This is a genomic window from Pseudochelatococcus lubricantis (assembly GCF_011762225.1).
GTDB lineage: Bacteria > Pseudomonadota > Alphaproteobacteria > Rhizobiales > Beijerinckiaceae > Pseudochelatococcus > Pseudochelatococcus lubricantis.
Genome location: NZ_JAASQI010000002.1, coordinates 1 through 26,408, shown reverse-complemented (window position 1 = coordinate 26,408; position 26,408 = coordinate 1). Strand labels below are relative to the sequence as shown.

23 protein-coding genes are annotated in these 26,408 nt (G+C 66.5%); 16 read left to right on the top strand and 7 right to left on the bottom strand.

From position 1 onward, the window contains the following. Positions 1-5 precede the first annotated feature (5 nt). The 6 genes from FHS82_RS03935 (at position 6) to FHS82_RS03910 (ending at position 6,488) form a co-directional block, all read left to right on the top strand. A complete protein-coding gene (locus FHS82_RS03935) occupies positions 6-827 on the top strand; it encodes an ABC transporter ATP-binding protein (protein WP_166949042.1) in 822 nt (273 codons plus the stop codon). A gap of 10 nt (positions 828-837) precedes the next feature. Then, entirely contained in the window at positions 838-1,794 is a 957-nt protein-coding gene (locus FHS82_RS03930) for a branched-chain amino acid ABC transporter permease (protein WP_208394090.1), read from the top strand. A 12-nt stretch (positions 1,795-1,806) separates the two neighbouring features. Next, the gene (locus FHS82_RS03925) at positions 1,807-2,883 is read left to right on the top strand and encodes a branched-chain amino acid ABC transporter permease (protein ID WP_166949040.1); all 1,077 of its coding nucleotides are present in this window, start codon (positions 1,807-1,809) and stop codon (positions 2,881-2,883) included. A gap of 50 nt (positions 2,884-2,933) precedes the next feature. Beyond that, positions 2,934-4,271, top strand: a complete 1,338-nt coding sequence (locus FHS82_RS03920) for an ABC transporter substrate-binding protein (RefSeq protein ID WP_166949038.1) — start codon at positions 2,934-2,936, stop codon at positions 4,269-4,271. 54 nt (positions 4,272-4,325) lie between these two features. After that, on the top strand, positions 4,326-5,171 hold the full coding sequence (locus FHS82_RS03915) for an ABC transporter ATP-binding protein (RefSeq protein ID WP_166949036.1): 846 nt from the start codon (positions 4,326-4,328) through the stop codon (positions 5,169-5,171). A 72-nt stretch (positions 5,172-5,243) separates the two neighbouring features. After that, positions 5,244-6,488, top strand: a complete 1,245-nt coding sequence (locus FHS82_RS03910) for a phenylacetate--CoA ligase family protein (protein WP_166949034.1) — start codon at positions 5,244-5,246, stop codon at positions 6,486-6,488. 72 nt (positions 6,489-6,560) lie between these two features. Here FHS82_RS03910 and FHS82_RS03905 read toward each other — a convergent pair whose 3' ends face one another. The 5 genes from FHS82_RS03905 to FHS82_RS03885 all read right to left on the bottom strand — a co-directional run bounded on the left by FHS82_RS03905 (position 6,561) and on the right by FHS82_RS03885 (position 12,666). After that, positions 6,561-7,715: a CaiB/BaiF CoA transferase family protein gene (locus tag FHS82_RS03905; RefSeq protein WP_166949032.1), complete on the bottom strand. Its 1,155-nt coding sequence runs from the start codon at positions 7,713-7,715 to the stop codon at positions 6,561-6,563. Between the two features lie 10 nt (positions 7,716-7,725). Next, positions 7,726-8,853, bottom strand: coding sequence for an acyl-CoA dehydrogenase family protein (locus tag FHS82_RS03900; protein WP_166949030.1), 1,128 nt, complete (start codon positions 8,851-8,853; stop codon positions 7,726-7,728). 23 nt (positions 8,854-8,876) lie between these two features. Beyond that, entirely contained in the window at positions 8,877-10,067 is a 1,191-nt protein-coding gene (locus FHS82_RS03895) for an acetyl-CoA C-acyltransferase (RefSeq protein WP_166949028.1), read from the bottom strand. A 139-nt stretch (positions 10,068-10,206) separates the two neighbouring features. Then, positions 10,207-10,974, bottom strand: coding sequence for a 3-hydroxyacyl-CoA dehydrogenase (locus tag FHS82_RS03890; RefSeq protein WP_166949026.1), 768 nt, complete (start codon positions 10,972-10,974; stop codon positions 10,207-10,209). Between the two features lie 18 nt (positions 10,975-10,992). After that, on the bottom strand, positions 10,993-12,666 hold the full coding sequence (locus FHS82_RS03885; protein ID WP_377699791.1) for an acyl-CoA synthetase: 1,674 nt from the start codon (positions 12,664-12,666) through the stop codon (positions 10,993-10,995). 171 nt (positions 12,667-12,837) lie between these two features. Between FHS82_RS03885 and FHS82_RS03880 the strand changes: the two genes are divergently transcribed. Next, positions 12,838-13,875 (top strand): AraC family transcriptional regulator, encoded by a 1,038-nt coding sequence (locus tag FHS82_RS03880; protein WP_208394089.1) that lies wholly within the window; start codon positions 12,838-12,840, stop codon positions 13,873-13,875. On the opposite strand, the gene FHS82_RS03875 is transcribed toward FHS82_RS03880, so the two are convergent. Continuing rightward, the gene (locus FHS82_RS03875) at positions 13,867-14,772 is read right to left on the bottom strand and encodes a LysR family transcriptional regulator (protein WP_166949022.1); all 906 of its coding nucleotides are present in this window, start codon (positions 14,770-14,772) and stop codon (positions 13,867-13,869) included. The genes FHS82_RS03880 and FHS82_RS03875 overlap by 9 nt on opposite strands. 149 nt (positions 14,773-14,921) lie before the next feature. Between FHS82_RS03875 and FHS82_RS03870 the strand changes: the two genes are divergently transcribed. The 6 genes from FHS82_RS03870 to FHS82_RS03845 all read left to right on the top strand — a co-directional run bounded on the left by FHS82_RS03870 (position 14,922) and on the right by FHS82_RS03845 (position 21,252). Then, complete coding sequence (locus tag FHS82_RS03870; RefSeq protein ID WP_166949020.1) at positions 14,922-16,418, top strand: CoA-acylating methylmalonate-semialdehyde dehydrogenase; 1,497 nt, start codon at positions 14,922-14,924, stop codon at positions 16,416-16,418. Positions 16,419-16,434: 16 nt separating this feature from the next. Next, the gene (gene mmsB / locus FHS82_RS03865) at positions 16,435-17,391 is read left to right on the top strand and encodes a 3-hydroxyisobutyrate dehydrogenase (RefSeq protein WP_343042498.1); all 957 of its coding nucleotides are present in this window, start codon (positions 16,435-16,437) and stop codon (positions 17,389-17,391) included. A 15-nt stretch (positions 17,392-17,406) separates the two neighbouring features. Next, positions 17,407-18,195 carry an enoyl-CoA hydratase gene (locus tag FHS82_RS03860; protein WP_166949016.1) on the top strand — a complete coding sequence of 263 codons (789 nt, stop codon included), beginning with the start codon at positions 17,407-17,409 and terminating at the stop codon, positions 18,193-18,195. 229 nt (positions 18,196-18,424) lie between these two features. Beyond that, positions 18,425-19,141 carry a fumarylacetoacetate hydrolase family protein gene (locus FHS82_RS03855; protein ID WP_166949014.1) on the top strand — a complete coding sequence of 239 codons (717 nt, stop codon included), beginning with the start codon at positions 18,425-18,427 and terminating at the stop codon, positions 19,139-19,141. A 197-nt stretch (positions 19,142-19,338) separates the two neighbouring features. Continuing rightward, positions 19,339-20,085: a YebC/PmpR family DNA-binding transcriptional regulator gene (locus FHS82_RS03850; RefSeq protein WP_166949012.1), complete on the top strand. Its 747-nt coding sequence runs from the start codon at positions 19,339-19,341 to the stop codon at positions 20,083-20,085. A 354-nt stretch (positions 20,086-20,439) separates the two neighbouring features. Continuing rightward, complete coding sequence (locus FHS82_RS03845; RefSeq protein ID WP_166949010.1) at positions 20,440-21,252, top strand: DUF1013 domain-containing protein; 813 nt, start codon at positions 20,440-20,442, stop codon at positions 21,250-21,252. A 362-nt stretch (positions 21,253-21,614) separates the two neighbouring features. Here FHS82_RS03845 and FHS82_RS03840 read toward each other — a convergent pair whose 3' ends face one another. After that, positions 21,615-22,910, bottom strand: a complete 1,296-nt coding sequence (locus tag FHS82_RS03840) for a porin (RefSeq protein WP_166949008.1) — start codon at positions 22,908-22,910, stop codon at positions 21,615-21,617. A 438-nt stretch (positions 22,911-23,348) separates the two neighbouring features. Here FHS82_RS03840 and FHS82_RS03835 point away from each other — a divergent pair, with 438 nt between their 5' ends. The 3 genes from FHS82_RS03835 to FHS82_RS03825 all read left to right on the top strand — a co-directional run bounded on the left by FHS82_RS03835 (position 23,349) and on the right by FHS82_RS03825 (position 26,207). Beyond that, positions 23,349-24,332 (top strand): zinc-dependent alcohol dehydrogenase family protein, encoded by a 984-nt coding sequence (locus FHS82_RS03835; RefSeq protein ID WP_166949006.1) that lies wholly within the window; start codon positions 23,349-23,351, stop codon positions 24,330-24,332. 28 nt (positions 24,333-24,360) lie between these two features. Next, positions 24,361-25,446, top strand: a complete 1,086-nt coding sequence (locus FHS82_RS03830; RefSeq protein ID WP_166949004.1) for an Acg family FMN-binding oxidoreductase — start codon at positions 24,361-24,363, stop codon at positions 25,444-25,446. Positions 25,447-25,583: 137 nt separating this feature from the next. Then, complete coding sequence (locus tag FHS82_RS03825) at positions 25,584-26,207, top strand: YceI family protein (protein WP_166949002.1); 624 nt, start codon at positions 25,584-25,586, stop codon at positions 26,205-26,207. The last annotated feature ends 201 nt before the right edge of the window (positions 26,208-26,408 follow it).

Below are 26,408 nucleotides of genomic sequence, written 5' to 3'. Positions count from 1 at the left end.
CGAGCATGGGGACGCCTAACTGGGGCGGCGCGGGCGGGGGAGCCGGCGCGATACACAAGGGCGACATCCTGCTCAGCGTCGAGAACGTCTCCCTGCGCTTCGGCGGCGTCAAAGCCATCACAGACGTCTCCTTCGACATCCGCAAGGGCGAAATCCGCGCCATCATCGGGCCGAATGGCGCCGGCAAGACATCGATGCTCAACGTCATCAACGGCTTCTACAACCCGCAGGAAGGCCGCATCACCTTCAAGGGCGCGACGCGCAACCGCATGCGTCCGTCCGTCGCCGCGAGCCAGGGCATCGCCCGCACCTTCCAGAACGTGGCGCTGTTCAAGGGCATGTCGACGCTCGACAACATCATGACCGGGCGCACGCTGAAGATGCATCGAGGCTTCTTCTGGCAGGTGCTGCGCCACGGCCCCGCCTTCCGCGAGGAAATCGAACACCGCAAGTTCGTCGAGGAAATCATCGACTTCCTTGAGATCGAGGCGATCCGCAAGACGCCGGTCGGCCGCCTGCCCTACGGCCTGCAGAAGCGCGTCGAACTTGGCCGCGCCCTCGCCATGGAGCCGGAGCTGCTGCTGCTCGACGAGCCGATGGCCGGCATGAACCTGGAGGAGAAGGAGGACATGTGCCGCTTCATCCTCGACGTCAACAACCAGTTCGGCACCACCATCGCGCTCATCGAGCACGACATCGGCGTCGTCATGGACCTCTCGGACCGCATCGTGGTGCTGGAATACGGCCGCAAGATCGCCGACGGCGTGCCCGACGAGGTCAAGAACGACAGCAAGGTCATCGACGCCTATCTCGGCGTGGCCCATTGAGGAGGAGGCCATGGAAATTCTGTACAACATCTTCCTCGATCCCTTCGTGCAGATGGCCGGCGCGCCCGATCTGCTGGTGCAGACCCTCTGGGAAGGCCTCGTCTCCGGCGTGCTCTACGCACTGATCGCGCTCGGCTTCGTGCTGATCTTCAAGGCGTCTGGCGTGTTCAACTTCGCCCAGGGCATCATGGTCGTGTTCGCGGCGCTGACGCTCGTCGGCCTGTTCGAGATCGGCGTGCCCGCCCTCCTCGCCCTGGTGCTCACCGTCGGCGTGATGTATCTGCTCGCCGTCGGCGTGGAGCGCGTGATGCTGCGCCCGCTCGTGAACCAGCCAGACATCATCCTGTTCATGGCCACCTTCGGCCTGACCTATTTTCTGATCGGGCTCGGCGAACTCGTGTTCGGCGGCAATCCGAAATCCATGATCACGCAGGAACTCTACCTGCCCACGGGCTCGGTCGATATCGAGATGCTCGGCGGCTTCGTCTCGCTGCAGAAGCTCGACATCGCGGCCGCCCTCATCGCCTCGATCATGGTGGCCGGGCTTGCCGTCTTCTTCCAGAAGACGCGCATCGGCCGGGCGCTGCGCGCGGTGGCGGACAGCCACAAGGCCGCGCTGTCGGTCGGCATCTCCCTCAACCAGATCTGGGTCATCGTGTGGTTCACCGCGGGCGTCGTGGCGCTGACCACGGGCATCATGTGGGGCGCGCGCTCGGACGTGTCCTTCGCCCTCCAGATCGTCGGCCTCAAGGCCTTGCCGGTGCTCATCCTCGGCGGCTTCACCTCCGTGCCGGGCGCCATCGTCGGCGGCCTCATCATCGGCATCGGCGAGAAGCTCGGCGAGTTCTACTGGGGCCCGCTCGTCGGCGGCGGCATCGAGAGCTGGCTCGCCTATTTCATCGCCCTTGTCTTCCTGCTGTTCCGGCCGCAGGGCCTGTTCGGCGACAAGATCATCGAACGTATCTGAGGGAGGCCCGACATGTTCTACCGTGAGGCCGGCCAGTTCAAGACCAACTACGCCGACGACATGGCGATCTTTCCGATCCTTCAGGACAAGATCGGCGTCGCCGTCATCATCGCCGCCGCCTTCGTCGGCGTGCCGCTGCTGGGCGGCAGCTTCTTCATCAATGCGGTGATGATCCCCTTCCTCGTCTTCGCGCTCGCCGCCATCGGGCTCAACCTGCTCACCGGTTACACCGGGCTGCTGTCGCTCGGCAATGCAGGCTTCATGGGCGTCGGCGCCTTCGCCTGCTACAAGCTCACCACCGTCTTCCCGCAGGTGAACATCATCGTCTGGCTCCTCGTCTCGGGCTTTTTCTCGGCGGGGGTGGGCGTCATCTTCGGCCTGCCGAGCCTGCGCATCAAGGGCTTCTATCTGGCCGTCACCACGCTCGCGGCGCAGTTCTTCCTGCAATGGTGCTTCGTGCGCATCCCGTGGCTGACGAACCATAACATCTCCGGCGCCATCGAGGTGCCCACGCGCACGCTGTTCGGCATCGCCATCACCGGCCCCAACGCCGCGCCGGAGGTGCGCTATCTCGTGGTGCTGTCCGTCGTGGCACTGCTGACGCTCGTCGCCGCCCACCTCGTGCACGGCCGTGTCGGACGCATGTGGATGGCTGTGCGCGACATGGACATCGCCGCCGAACTGATGGGCATCAGGCTGCTGCCGACGAAGCTGCTCGCCTTCGCCGTCTCGTCCTTCTACGCCGGCGTTGCCGGGGCGCTGATGGTGTTCCTCTACCTCGGCTCTGCGGAGCCGGACGCCTTCTCCATCAACCTGTCGTTCCTGATCCTGTTCATGGTCATCATCGGCGGCCTTGGCAGCCTGATCGGCTCTTTCATGGGGGCCGCGTTCATCTTCATCCTGCCCATCGTGCTGCGCTACCTGCCGCAAAGCCTCGGCTTTTCGGTCGGCGCGGCAACAATCGAACACCTCAACTACATGATCATCGGCGCCCTCATCATCGCCTTCCTGATCGTGGAGCCGCATGGCCTTGCCCGACTGTGGCAGACGGCCAAGCAGAAACTGAGAACGTGGCCGTTCCCCTACTGAGAACGCGCCAGATAAAGGAGCCAGCAAGGCTTCATCCTAGGGAGAGAAAAATGTCCGGAACATACAAGACCTTGGCCTTGACCGCCGTTCTCGCCGCCACCACCGCCCTCAGCGCCTTCGCGCCCACGCAGGCGCGCGCCGAGGATGAGATCTACGTGCCGCTGTTCACCTACCGCACCGGCCCGTTCTCGGGGTCCGGCATTCCGATCGCCAACGGCATGCACGACTACCTGCGGCTGCTGAACGAGCGCGACGGCGGCATCGGCGGCGTCAAGCTGCGCGTCGAGGAGTGCGAGACCGGCTACGACGCCAAGAAGGGCGTGGAGTGCTACGAAGCCGTCAAGGGCAAGGGGCCGGTCGTGGTCAATCCGTGGTCCACGGGCACGACGCTGTCGCTCATCCCCAAGGCCGGCGTCGACAAGGTGCCGGTGCTGTCGATGGCCTACGGCCTCTCCGCCTCCGCCGACGGCCAGACGTTCCCGTGGATCTTCAACCCGCCGAACACCTACTGGGACGGCGCTTCCATGATCCTGTCCTACATCGGCTCCCAGGAAGGCGGGCTCGAAAAGCTGAAGGGCAAGAAGATCGGCTACATCTACCTCGACGCCGGCTTCGGCAAGGAGCCCATTCCGCTGCTGGAATCGCTGTCGAAGGAAATCGGCTTCGATCTCAAGCTCTACCCGGTGCCCGCCGACAACATCCAGAACCAGTCCTCGCAGTGGCTCAGCGTGCGTCGCGACAAGCCGGACTACATGGTGCTGTTCGGCTGGGGGGCGCTCAACCCCACCGCCGTGAAGGAAGCCGTCAAGATCAACTATCCCATGGACAAGTTCGTCTCGATCTGGTGGCCGGGCGAGGATGACGTGCGCTCCGCAGGCCCCGGCGCCAAGGGCTTCAAGACGCTGAACTGGCATGGCGTGGGCGCCAACTTCCCCGCCCTCGATGACATCAAGAAGCACCTCGTCGACGCCGGCAAGAGCAAGACCGACAAGAACAAGGTCGGCGACGTGCTCTACAACCGCGGCGTCTACAACTCGCTGCTGATCGCGGAGGGCATCGCCAACGCCCAGAAGATCACCGGCAAGAAGGTGGTCACGGGCGAGGACGTGCGCCGCGGTCTCGAAGCCATCAACATCACCCCCGAGCGCCTGAAGGAACTCGGCCTCGAAGGCTTCGCCGAGCCGCTGAAGCTCTCCTGCACCGACCACAACGGCCACAAGGCAACCTTCCTGCAGGAGTGGGACGGCGAAAAGTGGGTGCGCGCGACCGATCTCGTCGAGCCGCTGCACGACCGCGTCGAGCCGCTGCTCAAGGCCGCCGCCAAGGAATACGCAGAAAAGAACTCCGGCTGGCCGAAGCGCACGGAAGCCTGCGACGCGCCTGCGTAACCGTCTCTTTGCAGGTCCCTCTCCCTTTGCGGGAGAGGGACGGAGGGTTTTTCAATGAGCCTCAATCCCGCAAGCATCCCCGCGCCGGAGCCGGCAGGCGACGGCATCCTGTCGGTGAACAACATCGAGGTCATCTACGACCACGTCATCCTCGTGCTCAAGGGCGTGTCGCTGACCGTGCCCAAGGGCGGCATCGTGGCGTTGCTCGGCGCGAATGGCGCGGGCAAGACGACAACGCTCAAGGCCATCTCGAACCTGCTTCATGCCGAACGCGGCGAGGTCACCAAGGGCTCCATCCAGTTCAAGGACGACCGTGTCGACCAGCTGTCGCCCAACGAGCTGGTGCGGCGCGGCTGCATTCAGGTGATGGAGGGCCGCCACTGCTTCGGCCATCTGTCCATCGAGGAAAACCTGCTCACCGGCGCCTTCACCCGCCGAGACGGCTGGGCCGCCGTGAAGCGCGACATGGAGAAGGTCTACGACTACTTTCCCCGCCTGCGCCAGCGCAAGAACTCACAGGCCGGCTACACATCGGGCGGCGAGCAGCAGATGTGCGCCATCGGCCGCGCCATGATGTCGAAGCCTTCCATGATCCTGCTCGACGAACCTTCCATGGGCCTGGCGCCGCAGGTGGTGGAGGAAATCTTCGAGATCGTGCGCGAGCTTAACACGAAGGAAGGCGTTTCCTTCCTCCTCGCCGAGCAGAACACCAACATCGCTCTGCGCTACGCCACCTATGGCTACATCATGGAGACGGGCCGCATCGTCATGGATGGCGAGGCGGCGGCGCTGCGCGAGAACGAGGACGTGAAGGAGTTCTATCTCGGCGTCGGCGGCGGCGACCGCAAATCCTTCCGCGAGGTGAAAAGTTACAAGCGCAGGAAGCGCTGGCTTTCCTGAGCAAGCGACCGCCGGCGCCATCGGGCGCCGACTCCCGGAAAATCCCGTGTTCAAAAAAACCGGAGAAACGGCATGACCGCCTTCAATCACCAGATCGAGACCCGCGATCCCGCGGAGCGGGAAGCCGATCTATTCGCCAACCTTCCCGCCGTGCTCGACGCGGCGCGGGAACTGCCTGCCTGGGCCGAGCGGCTCGCGGGCATCGATTCGACCGAGATCAGGGACCGCGCGGCGCTCGCCCGCCTGCCGGTGCTGCGCAAGTCCAACCTGCCGTCCCTCCATGCCGCGAACCCGCCCTTCGGCGGCCTGCTCGCGCCGCCTTCGCCGGTCTACAGCCGCCTGTTCGCTTCCCCCGGCCCGATCTTCGAGCCGGAGGTCAACGGCCGCGACGCCTGGCGGGCAGCGCGCGCCCTCTATGCGGCGGGCTTCCGCGAGGGTGAGATCGTGCTCAACACCTTCTCCTACCATCTCACACCCGGCGGCTTCATCTTCGACTCCGGCGCGAACGCGCTCGATTGCCCGGTGATCCCGGCCGGGCCGGGCAACACCGAGGCCCAGCTCCAGCTCATCGAGGCCTATCGCCCCGCCGGCTACACCGGCACGCCGGACTTCCTGAAGATCCTGCTCGATACCGCCCGCGACAAGGGCGCGGACATTTCCTCCATCCGCAAGGCAGTGGTGTCGGGCGCGGCCTTCCCGCCATCGCTGCAGAAGGAGATCGCAGAGCGCGGCGTCGAGGCCTATCAGGCCTATGCCACCGCCGAATGCGGCGTCGTCGCCTATGAGACCTCCGCCCGCGAGGGGCTGATCGTCAACGAGGGGCTGATCGTCGAGATCGTGCGCCCCGGCACCGGAGACCCGGTTCCGGAAGGCGAGATCGGCGAGGTGCTGGTGACGGCGCTCGACCCGCTGCATCCGATCATCCGCCTCGCGCTGGGCGACCTCTCCGCCATCCTGCCCGGCATCAGCCCTTGCGGGCGCACCGGCCAGCGCATCCGGGGCTGGCTCGGGCGGGCGGACCAGACGACCAAGGTCAAGGGCATGTTCATTCGCCCCGAGCAGATCGCCGAGGTCGGCCGCGTGCATCCGGAACTCGGCCGGCTGCGCCTCGTCGTCACCCGCGCCGACGAGGCCGACCACATGACGCTGCGCGCCGAATCGCCCGTCACCAACCCGGCCGAAGCGAAGGCGCTGATCGCCGCGCTGGCGGCGACGCTGCAGAACATCACCAAGGTGCGCGGAACGGTCGAGATCGTTGCGCCCGGCGAGCTGCCGGGCGACGGCAAGGTGATCGCTGACGAGCGCGACTACAAGTAAAAAGAAAAGCCGGCGAACTTTCTCTGAGCGGGAGGCTTCGCCGGCAAATTTTTTGCGATGGCCGCCGGGGCGTCAGGCGCCCGCGTTTTCACGCAGCGCCGCGATCCGCTCTTCCGGCACGCCCCATCGCCTGAGAAGCTCTTCCCCCTCCGGTCCCGCGCCGTCCACCGGGCGGGACGGAGGGCCGGACACCCTGCCCGGCGTCCGGCTGAAGCGCGGCGCGGGCGCGGGCTGCGTAACCCCTTCAATTTCAACGAAAGTTTCGCGGTCCCTGTAATGGGGATACGCAGGCGCCTCTTCCCAGTCCAGCACCGGCGCCACGCAGCAATCCGTGCCGTCGTAGATCGCCGCCCATTCGTCCCGCGTCTTCTCGCGGATGCAGGCGGCGATCTTCTCGCGGTAGACGGGCCACAGCTCCTGGTTATCCTGCTCGGCGAAGTCTTCGATCCTCAGCCCGGCCAGCTCCAGAAACTTCGCATAGAACTGCGGCTCGATAGCGCCGATACTGAGCCACTTCCCGTCCGCGCATTCGTAGACGCCGTAATAATGCGCGCCGCCGTCAAGCTGGTTCTCGCCGCGCCCGCCGCTCCACAGCCCGGCCTGGCGCATGCCGAAGATCATGGCGGAAAGGGCCGCCACACCGTCGACCATGGCCGCATCCACGACCTGCCCCTGGCCGGACCCGCGCGCCTCCAGCAGCGCGCAGACGACGCCGAAGGCGAGATACATGCCGCCGCCGCCCAGATCGGCCACGAGATTGAGCGGGATGGCGGGCGGCCCGCCCTGCGCGCCGATGGCGTTGAGCGCGCCGGTGAGCGCCAGATAGTTGATGTCATGCCCGGCCGTTTTCGCGAGCCTGCCCGTCTGTCCCCAGCCCGTCATGCGGCCGTAGACGAGGCGCGGGTTGTGCGCGAGCACCACATCCGGCCCCAGCCCGAGGCGCTCCATGACGCCCGGGCGAAAGCCCTCGATCAGCGCATCAGCCCCTCCGATCAAGGCGAACAGCGCCTCCCGCCCCGCCTCCGACTTCGCATCGATGGCGATGGAGGGCCGCCCGCGCGCCAGCAGGTCGTAGGGTCCATTGAGGAACGACAGCGCCGGGCGCGCGTTCTTCGGATGGATGCGGATCACGTCCGCACCCATGTCCGCCAGCATCATCGCGGCGAACGGCCCCGGCCCGAGGCCGACCATCTCGACGATCCTCACCCCGGTCAACGGTCCGTTCATGCCGGTCTCCTCACAGGTCGCGGGCGATAACGATGCGCTGCACGTCGCTCGTGCCCTCGTATATCTGGCATACGCGCACATCGCGGTAAATGCGCTCGACCGGGAAATCCGCCAGATAGCCATATCCGCCGTGGATCTGGATGGCGTCCGAGCAGACCCTTTCCGCGATTTCCGAGGCGAAGAGTTTGGCCATGCTCGCCTGTTTCAGGCAAGGCAGGCCCGCCTCCTTCAGCGCCGCGGCCGAGAGCACGAGCTGGCGCGCCGCCTCGATCCGCGTCGCCATGTCTGCCAGGCGGAAAGCGACGGCCTGATGCTCGATGATCGGCTTGCCGAAGGCCACCCGGTCGCGCGCATAGTCGCGTGCCGCCTCGAAGGCCGCCCGCGCCATGCCGACCGACTGCGCGGCGATGCCGATGCGCCCGCCCTCCAGATTGGACAGGGCGATGGCGTAGCCCTGCCCTTCCTTGCCGAGCAGCAGGCTCTCGTGGATGCGCATGTCGTTGAAGGCGAGCTGGCACGTGTCGGACAGATGCTGGCCGAGCTTCAGCTCCACCCGCACGACTTCGTAGCCGGGGGTGTCGGTGGGCACGATGAAGGCGCTGATGCCCTTCTTGCCCGCCTCCGGATTCGTCACCGCGAAGACGATGATCGTCCTGCCGTTCCTGCCCGAGGTGATGAACTGCTTTGAACCGTTGATCACATAGTATTCGCCGTCCTTCACGGCGCGCGTCTTCAGCGCGCTGGCGTCGGAGCCCGCCTGAGGCTCGGTGAGCGCGAAGCCGCCGATGGCCTCGCCGCTCGCCAGCGCAGGCAGGAAGCGCTGCTTCTGCTCCTCCGTGCCATAACGGTAGATCGGCATGCAGCCCACGGACGAATGCACGCTCATGATGGTGGAAATCGGCCCGCAGCCGGCGGCGATTTCCTCCACGGCGAGCGCATACGCCACCTGCCCGGTGTCGGAACCGCCGTATTCCTCCGGCAGCAGCATGCCGAGGAAGCCGAGTTCCCCGAGTTCCCGGATCGCATCGCGCGGAAACTCGTGCTTGCGGTCCCATTCCTCCGCGAAGGGCTTCAGCCGCTCCTGCGCGAAGCTGCGCGCGGCCTCCTGAATGGCGAGTTGGTCTTCCGTCAGGATCATGATGTTCTCCCCCTTCTCCGGCGTCAGTTCAGCCGTTCGACCGCGATCGCCGTCGCCTCGCCGCCGCCGATGCACAGCGACGCGACCCCGCGCTTCAGGCCGCGCGTCTTCAGCGCGCCGAGCAGGGTGACGATCACGCGCGCGCCCGAGGCGCCGATGGGATGGCCGAGCGCACAGGCGCCGCCGTGAATGTTGACCTTGTCGGGATCGAGACCGAGGTCGTGGATCGCCGCCATGGCGACGACCGCGAACGCCTCGTTGATCTCGTAAAGGTCGACGTCGTCCTTCGACCAGCCGGTGCGCTCGAAGAGCTTTTCGATGGCGCCGATGGGCGCGGTCGGAAACAGGTTCGGCGCATGCGCGTGGGTGCTGTGGCCGCGAATGGCGGCGAGCGGCGTCAGGCCACGCTTTTCCGCTTCCGACAGACGCAGCAGCACCAGCGCCGCCGCCCCGTCCGAAATGGAGGAGGAGTTCGCCGCCGTCACCGTGCCGCCCTCGCGGAAAGCGGCACGCAGCGTCGGAATCTTGTCGAGCTTCGCCTTCGGCGGCTGTTCATCGTCCGAAACGAGGCGCTCCGCCTTGCCGGCCTTCACCGTCACGGGCACGATCTCGTCGCGGAACAGGCCATCGGTAATGGCCTTCTGCGCCTTCGTCAGCGAGCCGATGGCGAACGCATCCTGCGCCTCGCGCGTGAACTGGTAGGCCTCCGCGCAGTCTTCCGCGAAGGTGCCCATCAGGCGCCCCCTGTCGTAGGCGTCCTCAAGACCGTCGAGGAACATGTGGTCGATGACCTTGCCGTGGCCCATGCGGTAGCCGGCGCGGGCGCGGTCGAGCAGATAGGGCGCGTTGCTCATGCTCTCCATGCCGCCGGCAACCGCCACCGTCGCGCTGCCGGCGAGGATGAGGTCGTGGGCGAACATGGCGGCCTTCATGCCCGAGCCGCACATCTTGTTGACGGTGGTCGCGCCCGTCGACAGCGGCAGGCCCGCGCCGAGCGTCGCCTGGCGGGCGGGCGCCTGCCCCTGCCCGGCCGGAAGAACGCAGCCGAAGACGACTTCCTCGACCGTTTCCCCGCCCACGCCGGCGCGCGACAACGCCGCGCGGATCGCCTCGGCGCCGAGCTGCGAGGCCGTCACATCCTTGAAATCGCCTTGAAAACCGCCCATCGGCGTGCGTGCGTAGCCCGCGATGACGACCGGATCCTGTGTTGTCATGACTGTTCCTCCCGAGTCTGCCCGGAAGCATGCCATTGTTTCACGGAAACGCTGACATGCTCCAATTCCTTGGATTCCGAGCGAATTCCCGTCAATCGGATGCTTCCATCTGGCAGGAATGCGCTCCGGCGTTATGCCGTCACTTCGCTGCCATGCGCAGCGCGCCGTCGAGGCGGATGACCTCGCCGTTCAGATAGCGGTTCTCGATGATGTGCTGCACGAGGGCCGCGAATTCGTCCGGCTTGCCGAGGCGCTGCGGAAACGGCACCGTGTTGCCCAGCGAGGTGCGCACCTCCTCGGACATCGCTGCCATCATCGGCGTCTCGAACACACCGGGCGCGATGGTGGCGACGCGGATGCCGAAGCGCGCCAGTTCACGCGCCACGGGCAGCGTGAGGCCGGCGACGCCGGCCTTGGAGGCCGCATAGGCCGCCTGCCCGATCTGCCCGTCGAAGGCCGCGACGGAAGCGGTGTTGACGATCACGCCGCGCTCGCCGTCCTCGCCCGGCTCGTTGCGGGCGATGGCCTCCGCCGCAAGCCGCAGCACGTTGAAGGTGCCGATCAGGTTGATGCTGACGACGCGGGCGAAGCTCTCCAGCGCATGCGGCCCCTGCCGGCCGACGACCCGCTCGCTGGGCGCCACGCCCGCGCAGCTCACGAGAGCGTCGAGGCGGCCGAAAGCGTCGACGGCAAGCTGTACCGCGGCCTGCGCCTGCGCCGCGTCGGTCACGTCGGTGCGCGCGAAGCGGGCGTTGTTGCCGAGTTCCGCCACGATGGCGGCACCCGCAGCGTCGCTGACATCGGCAATCACCACCTTGCCCTCCCGCGCGGCGAGATGGCGCGCGACGGACGCGCCGAGCCCGGATGCGCCGCCGGTGACCAGAAAAACCCGATCGCTGATCTGCATGTCGATTTCCCTTTTCGCTCACGCGCCCTGTTTTTCTTTCGCCCTGGCGATCTCCTGATTGCGCAGGATGAAGCGCTGCAGCTTGCCGCTCGGCGTTTTCGGCAACTCATTGACGAATTCGATCTCGCGCGGATAGGCGTGGGCCGAGAGGCGCTTGCGCACATACTGGCGCAGCTCCTCCGCCAGCTCGTCCGACGGCGCATACTTGTCCGACAGCACCACGAATGCCTTGACGATCTCCGTGCGCTCCGGGTCCGGCTTGCCGACGACGGCCGTTTCCACAACCGCGGGATGCTCGATAAGAGCGCTTTCCACGTCGAACGGGCCGATACGGTAGCCCGAGGACGTGATCACATCGTCAGAGCGGCCGACGAAGGCGACGCTGCCGTCCTCGGACATTTCCATCACGTCGCCGGTGAGATAGTAGCCGTCGACGATGGAAGGGGTAGGCTGGTTGAGGTAGCCGGTGAACCACAGCAGCGGCGAGCGCGCGATATCGACCGCGAGAACGCCCGGCGTGTGCGGCGGCAGCTCCTTGTGGTTCTCGTCGAGGATGGCGACCCGGTATCCCGGCAGCGGCACCCCGGCGGAGCCCGGATGCACGGTGTGCTTGAGGCGATGATGGTTGCAGACCACCATGCCGAGTTCCGTCTGGCCGTAGTGATCGTAGATCGGAGCGTCGAGATGCTCGGCGAACCAGCGGATCACCTCGGGGTTGAGCGGCTCGCCCGCGCTGCTGACGGCGCGCAACTGGCCCTTGACGACCGCCGCCTCTTCCGGCCCCGCCGCGATCAGCAGGCGGAAGGCGGTGGGGGATCCCGCGAGATTGGTGACGCCATGCTTCTTGATGACGCGGTAGGTGTCCTTCACCGTGAAGCCGCCATCGTAGAACATCGTGGCATGGCCGAGGAGAAGCGGCCCGGTGACGGCGTAGTAAAGGCCATAGGCCCATCCCGGATCGGCGATGTTCCAGAATACGTCGTCGGGCCGCAGGTCGACCGACTCGCGCATATAGTCGGCAAAGCTCAGCAACGCATCGAGCGGCACCGGCACGCCTTTGGGCAGGCCGGTGGTGCCCGACGTGGACATCAGCAGGAAGAGATCGCTGCCGCGACGCTGCACCGGCGCGAAGGTCTCCGATTGCCGGTCCAGCTCCGTCCCGAGGTCGATGTCGCCCTCGGGAAGCGGCGCGTCGGAAGACGCCTGCGCGATCTTGAACGCGAGCCCCTCGACCTCGTCGAGCTTCGCCCGGTTCGCCTTGTCGGTGACGACGAGCTTCGCGCCGCTGGTGCGCAGGCGGTGCTCGATCGCCTTGGGGCCGAAGGCGGTGAACAACGGCTGATAGACGGCGCCCGCCCGCCAGGCGCCAAGGATGGTGACCAGCAGATCGGGCGTGCGCGGCAGCAGGCCCGCCACCACGTCGCCGGCCCCGATGCCGTGCGCCGTCAGGAAATTGGCGAACCGCGCCGACAGCGCCTGCAATTCCGCGAAGGTGTATTGCGCCGAGCGCCCGTCCTGGCTTTCCCAGTAGAAGGCGACGCGGCCGGTATCGGCGTAGCGGTCGATCGTCTCGACGCAGGCGTTGATGCCGCCGGCGAGACTCCCCGCCAGCGTAGCGGCCTCCGCGTCCAGATCGAAAGCCGCGTAGGCCTGCGCGTAATCGCACTCAAAGGGGCTGGTTTGCTGAACCACGATACTGGCCTCCCATCGTATGGTGTTTATTGTTCGACGTGTGCCGCCGGGAATAGTCACACGTAAAACTTCTGATTGCCACTGTGCTATCGCGCAACGATGTGGCATTCAATGACTGAACCTGATGGAATGATGTGATCGGTTTTGCCACATTGCATGGCTGGAGACGGGATGCAGACGGGAAGCCAGGCGCCGCGGCGGATGATCACGGTGGGCTTCGTGCTGGAAGCGCTGGAGCCGATGCGCGAGCGCAGCCTCGATGTCGCCCCGGTGCTCGCCGCAGCGGGGATCGCGCCGGAGGAGTTGTCGCGCCCGGACGGGCAGGTCACGGCGGACCAGTACGGCGCGCTGTGGCTCGGCATCGCGGCCGCCCTGCAGGACGAGTATTTCGGCTTCGGCGCGCGGGCCATGCGGCCGGGCAGCTTCACCATGATCGGCCGGGCGGTGCTCGACAGTCCCAATCTGGAGCGCGCCCTGCGCCGCGCGCTGCGCTTCCTCACGCTGGTCATCGACGAGCCGCGCGGGGAACTCACCGTGGAGAAAGGCCTCGCCACGATCACCCTGCACGAGACGTCTCCCGCCCGCTCCGCCTTCGCCTATCGCGCGTACTGGATCATGCTGCACGGCCTTGCGTGCTGGCTGGCCGGGCGCAGGCTGCCGTTGCGCCGCGTGGATTTTCGCGGGCCGGAGCCGGTGAGCGGCGGCGCCGACTACCGCCTGTTTTTCGGCGCGCCTGTCACCTTCGGCTGCCCGGCGAGCCTCCTTGTCTTCGACGCGCGCTTCCTGCGCCTGCCGGTCAACCGCACGGAGGCGGCGCTGAAGGAGTTCCTGCGCCGCGCGCCGGCGAATATCCTCATCCGCTACCGCTACGATTCCGGCATCAACGCCGAGGTGCGCGCCCGCCTGCACGAGATGGCGCCAGCGCTGTGGCCTGATTTCGAGGGCATGGCGAAGCTCCTGCGCGTGCCGCCTTCCACCCTGCGCCGCCGCCTACGCCGCGAGGGGGAGAGCTACGCGGAAATGAGGGACGAAATCCGCCGCGACCGGGCCTTCGCCGCACTCGTCTCGACGGACAGGCGGATAGGCGACATCGCCGCCGACCTCGGCTTCGCGGAGCCGAGCGCCTTCCACCGCGCCTTCCACAAATGGACGGAGCTGACGCCGGGCGCCTACCGCCGGCAGAAACGCGCGGGCGCCGCGTCAGTCTGACGTGGGCAGGAACAGCGATTTCGCGCGGCGCACCTCGTCGGCGATAAAATCGGCGGTGACGCGGATGCGCGCGAGGTCGCGCATGTCGCTGTGCACCAACAGCCAGAAGCTGCGCGTCAACTGCAGGTCCGGCAGCACGCGCACGAGGCGGCTGTCGCCCGCCGCCAGGAAGCAGGGCAGCACGCAAAGCCCCGCGCCCGCGACCGTCGCCTGATATTGCGCGATCAGGTTGGAACTCCTGATGCGCGGCGTGATGTCACGCGCGATAGAGGACAGGTAGTCGAGTTCCGGCGTGAAGATCATGTCATCGATATAGCTGATGAAGGGCTTCGCGGCGCAATCCTCGGCGCCCGCCACGTCGCGCCACAAATCCGGCCGGCTGGCGGCCGCGAAGATCCCGAGTGCGTAATCCGTCAGCAGCCGCGCGTGCAGCCGCCCGTGCGAGGGGCGCGAGAGCGTGATGGCAATATCGGCCTCGCGCTGCGACAGGCTGAAGTTGCGCGGCGTCGCCACGATCTGGATGTCGAGTTCCGGATGCGCCTGCGACAGACGCCCGACGGCGGGGGCGAGAAAGGCCGTGCCGAAGCCGTCCGGCGCGCCGATCCGCACCGCGCCCGACACGGTGGAACGGCTGTCCGCGAGTTCGGACTGCAGCGCGATCACTGTGCTCTCCACGCTCTCGGCATGCCGCAGCAGATGTTCCCCGTGCGTGGTGAGCGCGTAGCCCGCCATGGTGCGCTCGAACAGGGTCGCGCCCAGCGCACCCTCCAGCGCCGACAGCCTGCGGCTCAGGGTGGAGTGGTCGACGCCGAGACGCTTCGCCGCAAGCGTGAGCCGCCCCGTGCGTGCGATGGCGAGGAAGGACTGCAACAGATCCCAGTTGAAGGGCTGGACCAAGCGCGTGTCTCCTTATGGGAATTCATGCACAACGATGCAGGAATTTTACCGGTACCGCCATGCATGAATCCATGCCAAACAAACCGTACCAATTGCAACGACAAGAAATGCGAAACCGGCGGTTTCGCATCGCATTCGGGAGCGACACCATGAGCGACATCGGACATTTCATCGGCGGCCGCCGCGTGGCCGGCCGCAGCGGGCGTTTCGCGGACGTCTACAATCCGTCGACCGGCGAGGTGCAGGCGCGCGTGGCGCTGGCGAGCCGCGACGAACTGCGTGAGGCCATCGAAAACGCGAAGGCCGCCCAGCTCGGCTGGGCGGCACAGAACCCGCAGAAGCGCGCCCGCGTGCTGATGAAGTTCCTCGAACTCGCACACAAGGAGTACGACTCTCTCGCCGAACTGCTTGCCAGCGAGCACGGCAAGACGGTGCCGGACGCCAAGGGCGACATCCAGCGCGGGCTCGAAGTCGTGGAGTTCGCCGTCGGCATCCCGCATCTGCTCAAGGGCGAATACACGGAATCGGCCGGCACGGGCATCGACGTCTATTCGATGCGCCAGCCGCTCGGCGTGGTGGCGGGCATCACGCCCTTCAACTTTCCGGCCATGATCCCGCTGTGGAAGGCCGCTCCCGCACTCGCCTGCGGCAACGCCTTCATCCTGAAGCCGTCCGAGCGCGACCCGTCCGTGCCGCTGCGCATTGCCGAACTCTTCCTCGAAGCGGGCCTGCCGGCGGGCGTTCTCAATGTGGTGAACGGCGACAAGGAGGCCGTCGACGCCATTCTCGACGATCGCGACATCAAGGCTGTCGGCTTCGTCGGCTCCTCGGCCATCGCGCAGTACATCTACACGCGGTCCGCCGAAACCGGCAAACGCGCGCAGTGCTTCGGCGGCGCCAAGAACCACGCGATCATCATGCCGGACGCCAATCTCGACCAGACGGTCGACGCGCTGATCGGCGCGGGCTACGGCTCGGCCGGCGAGCGCTGCATGGCGATCTCCGTCGCGGTGCCCGTCGGCAAGGAAACGGCGGACAGGCTCGCGGAAAAGCTCGTGCCGCGCGTCGAGAAGCTGCGCATCGGCCCGGCGACGGACGCAGCCGCCGACTACGGCCCGCTGGTCACCCGGCAGGCGCTGGAGCGCGTCGAATCGTACATCGAGGCCGGCGTGAAGGAGGGCGCGTCACTGCTCGTCGACGGACGCGGCTTCAAGCTGCAGGGCTATGAGAACGGCTTCTACATCGGCGGCTCGCTGTTCGACAACGTCACGCCGGAGATGAGCATCTACAAGGAGGAGATCTTCGGCCCCGTGCTCTCCGTGGTCCGCGCCGACAATTACGAGGAGGCGCTGGCGCTTCCTTCCGACCATGAATACGGCAACGGCGTCGCCATCTTCACCCGCGACGGCGACGCGGCACGCGACTTCGCCGCGCGCGTCAACGTCGGCATGGTCGGCATCAATGTGCCGATCCCGGTGCCGATCGCCTATCACACCTTCGGCGGCTGGAAGCGCTCGGGCTTCGGCGACCTCAACCAGCACGGCCCGGACTCGATCCGCTTCTACACCAAGACGAAGACCGTGACCTCCCGCTGGCCGTCCGGCATCAAGGACGGCGCGGAATTCGTCATCCCGACGATGCGCTGAATCTGGCGGGCGGCCGGTGAACACGCCGGCCGCCGCGTATGGACGACAGTCACAAGAAAACCAGGGGAGAGAACGGATGAGCAGCACGATCGGCTTTATCGGGCTCGGCAACATGGGCGGGCCGATGGCGGCCAATCTGGTCAAGGCGCATCACAAGGTCACCGGCTTCGACGTGGCGCCCGCCGCACGCGAGGCGGCAAAGGAAGCGGGCGTCGTGATCGCGGCCTCCGCCGCGGAGACCGTGGCGGAGGCGGACGTCATCGTCACCATGCTGCCCAACGGCAGACTGGTGCTCGGCGTCTGGAACGAGATCGCGGCGCATGTCAAACCGGAGGCGCTGATCATCGACAGCTCGACCATCGACGTCGACAGCGCCCGCAACGCCCATGGCCTCTTCGCCGCGAGCGGCCATCTCACGCTCGACGCGCCGGTGTCCGGCGGCACGGTCGGCGCGCAGGCGGCGACGCTGACGTTCATGGCGGGCGGCAGCAAGCCGGCCTTCGCGCGGGCGGAGCCCATCCTGCTCGCCATGGGCAAGCGCGCCGTGCATTGCGGAGAAGCGGGCGCCGGGCAAGCCGCCAAGATCTGCAACAACATGATCCTCGGCATCTCGATGATCGGCGTCGCGGAAGCGTTCGTGCTCGGCGAAAAGCTGGGGCTGACCCACGAGGCGCTCTTCAACGTCGCCTCCACGTCCTCGGGCCAGTGCTGGGCGCTGACCACCAACTGCCCCGTGCCTGGGCCGGTGCCGACATCGCCCGCCAACCGCGACTACCGGCCCGGCTTCGCGGCGGCGCTGATGCTCAAGGACATGAAGCTGTCTCAGGACGCGGCGCTGTCGTCGGGCGCGGCGACGCCGCTCGGCGCGCACGCCACACAACTGTTTGACCTGTTCGATAAATTGGGCCATGGCAATGAGGATTTCTCCGCCATCATCCGCTTCCTTCGCGGCGGAACGGGCGGCGGGAATTGAAGGAGAGCAAGCCCCATGACCTATGAGACCATTCTCACCGAAGTGCACGGCGAGGGCGAGCGCGGCCGCGTCGGCCTGATCACGCTCAACCGCCCGAAGGCGCTCAACGCCATCAACCGCCAGTTGACCGAGGAAGTGCTCGCCGCCGCGCAGGCTTTCGACGCCGACCCCTCCATCGGCGCGATCGTCATCACCGGTTCGGAGAAGGCGTTCGCTGCGGGCGCCGACATCAAGGAGATGCAGCCGCAGGGCTACATCGATATGTACCTCGCCGACTGGTTCGGCGCGTGGGAACGCCTGCCCGCCGTTCGCAAGCCGGTCATCGCGGCGGTCGCGGGCTTCGCGCTGGGCGGCGGCTGCGAGCTTGCCATGATGGCGGACTTCATCATCGCCGCCGACACGGCGAAGTTCGGCCAGCCGGAAATCAAGCTCGGCGTCATTCCCGGCATGGGCGGCAGCCAGCGCCTCACCCGGCTCATCGGCCGCGCCAAGGCCATGGAACTCGTCCTCACCGGCCGCTTCATCGACGCTCAAGAGGCCGAGCGTGCCGGTCTCGTCGCGCGCGTGGTGCCGGCGGCGGAATTGCTCGACGACGCCCTCAAGACCGCGAAGACCATCGCCTTCCACTCGCTGCCGGTGACGCTGATCGCCAAGGAAGCCGTCAACCGCGCGTCGGAGACGACGCTGGAGGAAGGCTTGCGGTTCGAGCGGCGCGTCTTCCACTCGCTCTTCGCGCTTGAAGACCAGAAGGAAGGCATGACCGCCTTCATCGAAAAGCGCGCACCCGCGTTCAAGGATCGGTAAGGCGCATCGCGCCAGGCCCGGCCTTCCGGCCCGGCGGCACCCTGCCGCCGGGCTTTTGCATGGAACCGCTGCTTGGAACCGCCCTTCTTCCATGCGCGATTCGCCGGCGTTACCGGCGTGGCATCGACCTGCCCGACGATGCCGAACGCACGGCCCGGCGGCACGGTTGAAATCCGGGCGCCACGCGGTGAACAATGCGCGTCCCGCAGTCCTTCATGAGGCAATTGGCATGACTTCGCAAACGCAGACAGATACGCCCGACTATGTCATCCCCGCGCCCCCGCAGCCGAGCATCGCGGTGGCGCACAGCCGGTCGCGGTTTCCGGTACGGCGCATCTACTGCATCGGCCGCAACTACGCGGCCCATGTGGCCGAGATGGGAGGCCATGCAGACCGCGATCCGCCGATCTTCTTCCAGAAGCCCGCGGACGCCGTCGTGGACGCGGGCACGACCATCCCCTATCCGTCGCAGACGAACAATCTGCACCACGAGGTCGAGCTGGTCGTGGCGATCGGCAAGGCGGGCCACGACATAGCGGAGAATGAGGCCAATGGCCACATCTGGGGCTATGGCGTCGGTCTCGACCTGACGCGCCGCGACATCCAGAGCCGGGAGGGCAAGCCCTGGGAGATCGCCAAGGCGTTCGACCGCTCCTTCCCCGCGGGGCCGCTGAGCCCTGTTTCCGAAACCGGGCTGCTCACGCAAGGGCGCATCGCGCTCTCCGTCAACGGCGTTGTCGCGCAGGAATCGGACATCGGCCTGCTGATCTGGAAAATTCCGGAAATCATCGCGCGCCTCTCGGCCTTTTTCGAGCTGGCGCCGGGCGACGTCATCCTGACCGGCACGCCGCACGGCGTCGGCCCGCTGGTCCCCGGCGACAACCTCGTCGCCAGCGTGGAAGGGCTGGAACCGCTCACGCTCGCCATCGGCCCCAAGGTAGCCTGATAACTGGCGGCCTGATAATTGGCGGCCTGACGCCAGACCGCCCGATCCCGGCCCGGCGGCCTTCATTCCCGCCGGGCCGGGTTGCGCGGGCGGAATTTTGCGGTTATGCGCAGTAACACAAGCATCAACCGTACTATCCGGGCCGGCCGCCCGGGCTGACCGCGCCCTGCCGAGCCGCCCGCATTCCGGAGGCACCCGTGGCAGGACATTCGCAGTTTAAGAACATCATGCACCGCAAGGGCAAGCAGGACGCGATGCGCTCCAAGCTCTTCGCCAAGCTTGCGCGTGAAATCACCGTCTCCGCGAAGCTCGGCTTGCCCGACCCCACCATGAACCCGCGCCTGCGCGCCGCCATCCTCGCCGCACGCGCCGAGAACATGCCTAAGGACAACATCGAGCGGGCCATCAAGAAGGCAGCCGGCAACGACGGCGAGAACTACGAGGAAATCCGCTACGAGGGCTATGGCCCCGGCGGCACGGCGCTCATCGTCGAGGCGATGACCGACAACCGCAACCGCACCGCCTCCGACGTGCGTTCCTCCTTCACGAAGGCAGGCGGAAACCTTGCGGAAACCGGAGCGGTGTCGTTCATGTTCGACCGCGTCGGCTTCATCGAGTTCCCCGCCAGCGTCGGCGACGCCGACACGGTGCTGGAAGCGGCCATCGAGGCCGGCGCTGACGACGTCGTCTCGGACGAGGAAACCCACGAGATCTACTGCGAGCAGGGATCGCTCGCCGCCGTCTCCAAGGCGCTTGAGGCCACGTTCGGCGAACCGCGCGCCTCCCGTCTGATCTGGAAGGCGCAGAACGACGTCGCCGTCGATGACGAGGCGGGCGAGAAGGTGCTGCGCCTCATCGAGGCGCTGGAGGACGGCGACGACGTCCAGAACGTCTACACCAACGCCCAGTTCTCCGACACGCTGCTCGCCAAGCTGGCGGAATGACGCCAGCCCGGGCCGGGAGGGGGCTGCGGCCGGCAAGGCGGCAGGGGGAAAGGCGGCGGGGGGAAAGGCGGCGGGGGGAAAGGCGGCGGGGGGAAAGGCGGTTTTTGGCGCGTTCCGCATTTTTGCGTGAACGATCAATTGCCATTTCGGCCGCCCTTCCCTATATTCCGAAAAGTCTTCCCATCAATCTGGTGGTCGTTGACCGCCCCGGCCGGAGAGGCCGGGCCGGAAAGCGGGATATTTTGCCTGGCCGACAAGTCGCGTGAGACATCGGGCAGGCGGCATCTTCCGCCCGACGACCGAATATCCGCGCCATCGCCAGGCCGCGATGGACAACGCAAGGAGCCGCCCCCTATGAGCACCGGACCGCTGATGCCCAAGGCAACCGCCGTTTGGCTCGTCGACAATACGGCATTGACCTTTTCGCAGATCGCCGAGTTCTGCAAGCTGCATCCGCTTGAGGTGAAGGGCATCGCTGACGGCGAGGTCGCCGCCGGCATCAAGGGACTCGATCCGACCGTTACCGGCCAGTTGACACGCGAGGAAATCGGCCGTGGCGAGGCCGATCCGTCGCACGTGCTGCGCCTGTCGGCGCCCAAGGTCAAGCTGCCGGAGGCCAAACGGCGCCGGGGCCCGCGCTACACGCCCGTTTCGCGCCGCCAGGACCGTCCCAATGCCATCCTGTGGCTGCTGCGCAACCATCCCGAACTCAAGGATGCGCAGATCATGCGCCTCGTCGGCACCACCAAGACGACGATCGAGCAGATTCGCGACCGCTCGCACTGGAACTCGGCCAACCTCACGCCCGCCGACCCGGTGACGCTCGGCCTGTGCTCGCAGATCGACCTCGATTTCGAGGTGTCGCGCTCCGCCAAGGATGCGCCTGCACGTCCGCAGGTCGATGGTGGCCAGAGCCTGCTGCCCACCGAGGTTTCGACGGCGCCCGACGAGCAGCCCGGCTTTGCCTCGTCCTTCGGCAGCGCGCCGTCCAAGCGGCGCGAGGACGAGGATATCGACGTGGACAGCGTCTTTGCCAAGCTCAAGACACTCAAGCGCGACGACGATGCCGATGCGGACGATGAATCGACGCACGCGGACGACAAGATCAATCTCGGTGACGTCTTCTCCAGCACCCGGCGCGACGAGGATGAGGACGACCAGCCCTGACCGCAGGACCGGGCCGGGCGCTGCGGCCTGATCCACGCCAGAGTAAAATGCATTCGACTTGAGACGGAATTTTGCTCCAAAGCAACTCCAGCAAAAGCGGGCGCCACTTTTGCTGGAGTTGCGTAAAAATAAAAACTGGAAAGTGTCACCGTTTCTATGACATGACCACACCGTCTGGAGCAATTTGCATTCAAGTCGATCCATCAATTTTAAGAAAATTTGCGGCAAAATATAAACTTTAGAGCGCACGGTCTCATTCCACCGGAACGTCTGGCGCTCTATAGTTCTGGCAAAAAGCCCGAACCGTCCAGCAGGACGATCCGGGCTCTATTTTTATCAGGCCCCGTTTCGGCCGCTGACGCTCAGAACTCGCGCTGGAGCCGCAGGCGCGCCTGCACCTGATCTTCCGACTTCTGGCGGCTGTCGATGATCTCGCCGGCGAAGCTCTTCCGCTCGGCCTTCGAATACAGCACCTCGACGCCGATATCGAAGGAACTCACCGGCGACCAGATCAGGTTCGAGCCCACCGTCCAGACATCGAAGTTGCGCAGCGCCGCATAGTCCGCCTTGACCGCGTTGTCGTAACTCACGTCCGTATAGCTGCCCCACAGGCTCTGCCGCACAGACGGCGTCCAGTAGTGCAGGAAGGACGCCGTCGCGTTCCAGCCGCGCGTCGTCTTGATATCGCCGTTGACGATGGCGCCGTCCGCCGCGATCGACAGGAAGTCCCCCGTCTCGATGTCGCCCGCGCCGATATAGGTGAGCGCACCGTCGGCATAGGCTGCCTGCAGCCACAGCACGTCACCCTCGGCGAGTGTCGGCAACGAGAATTTCACGCCGCCCTGAACGGCCCAGCCATAGGTTGTATCAACCCGTTGAGCGAACGGCCCGTAGAGCGCGCCCGAGTTGAGCTGGCGCAGCGCGCCCGACAATTGCGCCGAGCCCCAGTCCTGCTCCACATGCAGGTTCGCGACCACATCCGGCAGGCGCTGGCCGGCGACGTCGTACCAGTCCTCGCCGACATTGCGGGTGCCACGGTCTTCGAGCGAGATCGTCGCGGAGAAGCCGGCGCCGAAGGTCGCCGTATAAGCGAGCAGGTTGTTAATCGTATCCGAGCCGAACGTGCCCTGCAAACCGTTGCCGAAGTTAAGGTCCGAGGCATAGAAATCGAAGAACGACTGGAGGCGGCCTGCCGTCACGCCCGCCCACTGGATATAGGCGCTGTCGACCAGCGCGCCGCTCTCGTCATCGCTGAAGATCCCGGTGTTCTTTTCGATTTCGTAGCGCAGGAAGGCACGCAGCGTGCCGTAATCTGTCGGCGTGCGCACGTCCACCTCCAGGCGCGCCTGCGCCCTCATGCCGGTGGCGTCGCGATAGCGGCCGTCGCGCCACGCGGCGGTCACGTTGCCGTTTCCATCGGTTTCGGTAACGGTAGAGCCCTTGGGCTGCGTATAGGCGAAATCCGTGCGCAAGCGGCCGCCAATCTTGATGCAGCTATCGGTGCCCGGCACATAGAAAAAGCCCTCACCATGCGCGGAGCATACGCGCACGTATTCGACCGGCGCGCTCTTCGATACGGGCAGATCGGCGGCCGATGCAGAAGAGACTGCGGCAAGACATGCCGCTCCTCCCAGCAAGTGGCGGGTTAATTTTATCATGGGTCCGCCTCCAATAAGGCAAAGTAGAAGATATCCAATCTGGCTTTTTGACTCTGTATTAACTCAGCCATTAAAGCACGGGTTGCTTGAGGCGCCTATCGCTTCTTTGCCACAGTATGCCCGGAACGCAGGCCGACGGTTGCCTTAAAATGAGTCACGACGTCGCATCCGGGGTCCATATGACGCCCTTTTGCGCAGCAGACACCGGCGGAATGTGGCAGTCCGGAGGCTGGATGAAGCCTGTGGACATCGCGACGTGGCCAAAGCCGGCGGGAGTGCTCCGCGCCCTTTGTCGCGGTCATTCCGGCGCGTGGCGTATTGGCTCCCTGTCCTCGCCGTGGCAGGATGCGCGCCGGTACTCGTCCATGCGCAGGACCGGAGGGACGGATGATGACCGCACAGCGACAATCTGACCCGGCAGCGGCGACCGACGGCACAATGAGCGCCATGGTTCTGCACAGCACCGGCGCGCCGCTCGTTCTCGAACAGCGCCCCCTGCCCGCACCCGGCGCCGGCGAAATCCGCGTCCGGATCGAGGCCTGCGCCGTCTGCCGCACCGATCTTCATGTGGTGGACGGCGAGTTGCCGGAGGGCAAGCTGCCCGTCGTGCCCGGACATGAGATCGTCGGCCGCGTCGACGCGCTGGGGCCGGGCGTCGAGGGGCCGGCGGCGGGAACACGGGTCGGCGTGCCGTGGCTCGGCCACACCTGCGGCCATTGCCCCTACTGCGCGCAGGACCGCGAAAACCTTTGCGACGCGCCCGAATTCACGGGCTTCACCCGCGACGGCGGCTTCGCCACGCACGTCATCGCCGACGCGGCCTATGCCTTCCCGCTGGACGGCTTCGACGATCCGATCGCCGCCGCGCCGCTGATGTGCGCCGGACTGATCGGCTGGCGGTCGCTGAAAATGGCCGGAGACGGCAAGCGCATCGGCCTCTACGGCTTCGGCGCGGCGGCGCATCTGCTGGCGCAGGTTCTGCAGTGGCAGGGACGCGAGGTCTACGCCTTCACCCGCGCCGGTGACACCGGCGCGCAGGCGCTGGCACTACGCCTCGGCGCGGCGTGGGCGGGCGCGTCGGAGGAGCCGCCGCCCGTGCTGCTCGACGCCGCCATCATCTTCGCGCCCGTCGGCGCGCTGGTGCCGACGGCGCTGCGGGCGGTGAGGAAGGGCGGGCGCGTTGTCTGCGGAGGCATCCACATGAGCGACATTCCCTCCTTCCCCTACAGCATCCTCTGGGAAGAGCGGCAGATCGTCTCGGTCGCCAACCTCACCCGCGCCGACGCCACGGAGTTCCTCGCCCTCGCGCCGAAGGCCGGCGTCAGGGCCGAGACCGCCGTCTACCCGCTGACCCGCGCCAACGAGGCGCTGGACGACCTGCGCCACGGCCGCTTCCAGGGCGCGGCGGTGCTGGTGCCGTAAACGCTCCCGGCATCGAGGAGGCCGCCGCATGAACAGACGCAACCTGCTCACTGTCGCCGGCGGCACGCTCCTGCTTACCGGCCTCGGCGTCTACGGCTGGCGATCCTCCGTCGGCTCGATGGCCGGCTACGAGGCCTACGCGAGCCGCCTGCGCGCCGCGCTGGCGCCGGAGCCGCAGATCCTCGATCTCATCCGCTACGCGACGCTTGCCGCCAACAGCCACAACACCCAGCCGTGGCGCTTCCACGCAGACGGCGGCACCATCGACATTCTGCCCGATCCCTCACGCCGGACGCCGGCGGTCGATCCGGACGATCATCACCTGTTCGTCAGCCTCGGCTGCGCGGCCGAAAACCTGCTGATCGCGGCGACGGCGAGCGGGCGCCCCGGCGCGCTGTCGGTTGAAGGCGAGAGCGTGCGCTACGCTTTTTCCACAGCTCAGGCGCGGCCCGACCCGTTGCTGGCCGCAATTCCGGCGCGCCAGTCGACGCGCGCCGACTATGACGGGCGGCCGCTGGCGGCCGCCGATCTCGACAAGCTGCGCGCAGCGGCCGACATGCCGGGCGTGCGCCTCGTCCTTTTCACGGAGAGGACGCAGATCGACCGCCTGCGCGACCTCGTCATCGCCGGCAACGACGCGCAGATGGCCGATCCGGCCTTCATCGCAGAGCTGAAGCACTGGCTGCGCTTCAGCCCACGTGCCGCCATGGCCTCCGGCGACGGGCTGTTCTCGGCGACGACCGGCAACCCGGTCCTGCCGGAGCCGCTCGGCGGCATCGCTCTCGACCTGTTCTTCACCGCTGCCGGTGAACGCGACAAATACGCGCGCCAGATGGATTCCTCGGCCGGGGTCGCGGTCTTCCTCGCCGAGGGGGAGGACCGGGCGCACTGGATCGCCGTGGGCCGCGCCTGCCAGCGGTTCGCACTCACGGCAACCGGCCTCGGCCTGCGCCACGCCTTCGTCAACCAGGCGGTCGAAGTCGCACGGCTGCGGCCGGAACTCGCCGCGCTCGCGGGCGAGAGCGGACTGCGGCCCGATATCGTGATGCGCTTCGGCTACGGCCCTTCGCTGCCGTTCTCGCCACGCCGCCCCGTCGCGGCGGTTCTGGTGTGATGCATTTCCCGCTGCCTGTCATGCCGCGGCGCACGACGCTGCTCGACATTTTGGTCGCTTGATATTTTGGCCTTTCGTGCCCTTTATCACCCGTGCCGCATCGCGCCGCCCGACAACCGCAGCAAAGGAAACACACCATGCTCCGCATCGCAGCATTCTGCGCCGCCCTCATTCTCCCGGCGACGGCCGCCCTCGCCGCGGGACCCGACGCCGGGGCGCCCGCCGGCGTCTACAGGAACGACCCGTCGCACACGAGCCTTACCTGGTCGCTCAACCATCTGGGGCTGTCGAACTACACCGCCCGGTTCGTCAAGGTGGACACACGCCTTGAATGGGATCCGAAGAAACCCGAAGCCTCGGTGCTCACCGTCGACATCGATCCGCTCTCGGTCCGCACCGATTACCCGTGGCCTGAGAAGGAGAACTTCGATGCCAAGGTCGGCGGCGACGCTGATTTCCTCGCCGGCAAGCCGATCCGCTTCGTCTCCAGGACGATCCGCGTCACCGGCGACAAGACCGGCACCGTCGAGGGCGAGTTGACCTTCCGTGGCGAGACCCGCCCGGCAACGCTCGACGTCACCTTCAACGGCTCGATGGCCGCGCACCCCGTCTCGAAGCTCGCGACGCTCGGCTTCTCCGCCACCGGAACGATCCGCCGCAGCGAATGGGGGCTGAACTTCCTCGTTCCCCAGATCGGCGACGACGTGAAGCTCGTCATCGAGACGGAGCTGGTGCCTGACACCGCGGCGCAGGCGAAGTAACGGCCGCTATAGCATTTCGACATTTCATTGAAACGCCGAAATGCTATAAGTTTTTGATATTACGCGCTTTCTTCACGCAAACTGATCTCCACTTTGCTTGAAAACGCTCTAGGTCGTAGTGAGGAATTAAGTTTTATCGCAATTGGATATGAATTGCGGCGAGCATGACGAAGCCCATGAAGTTTGCTATGAGCTTGTCGT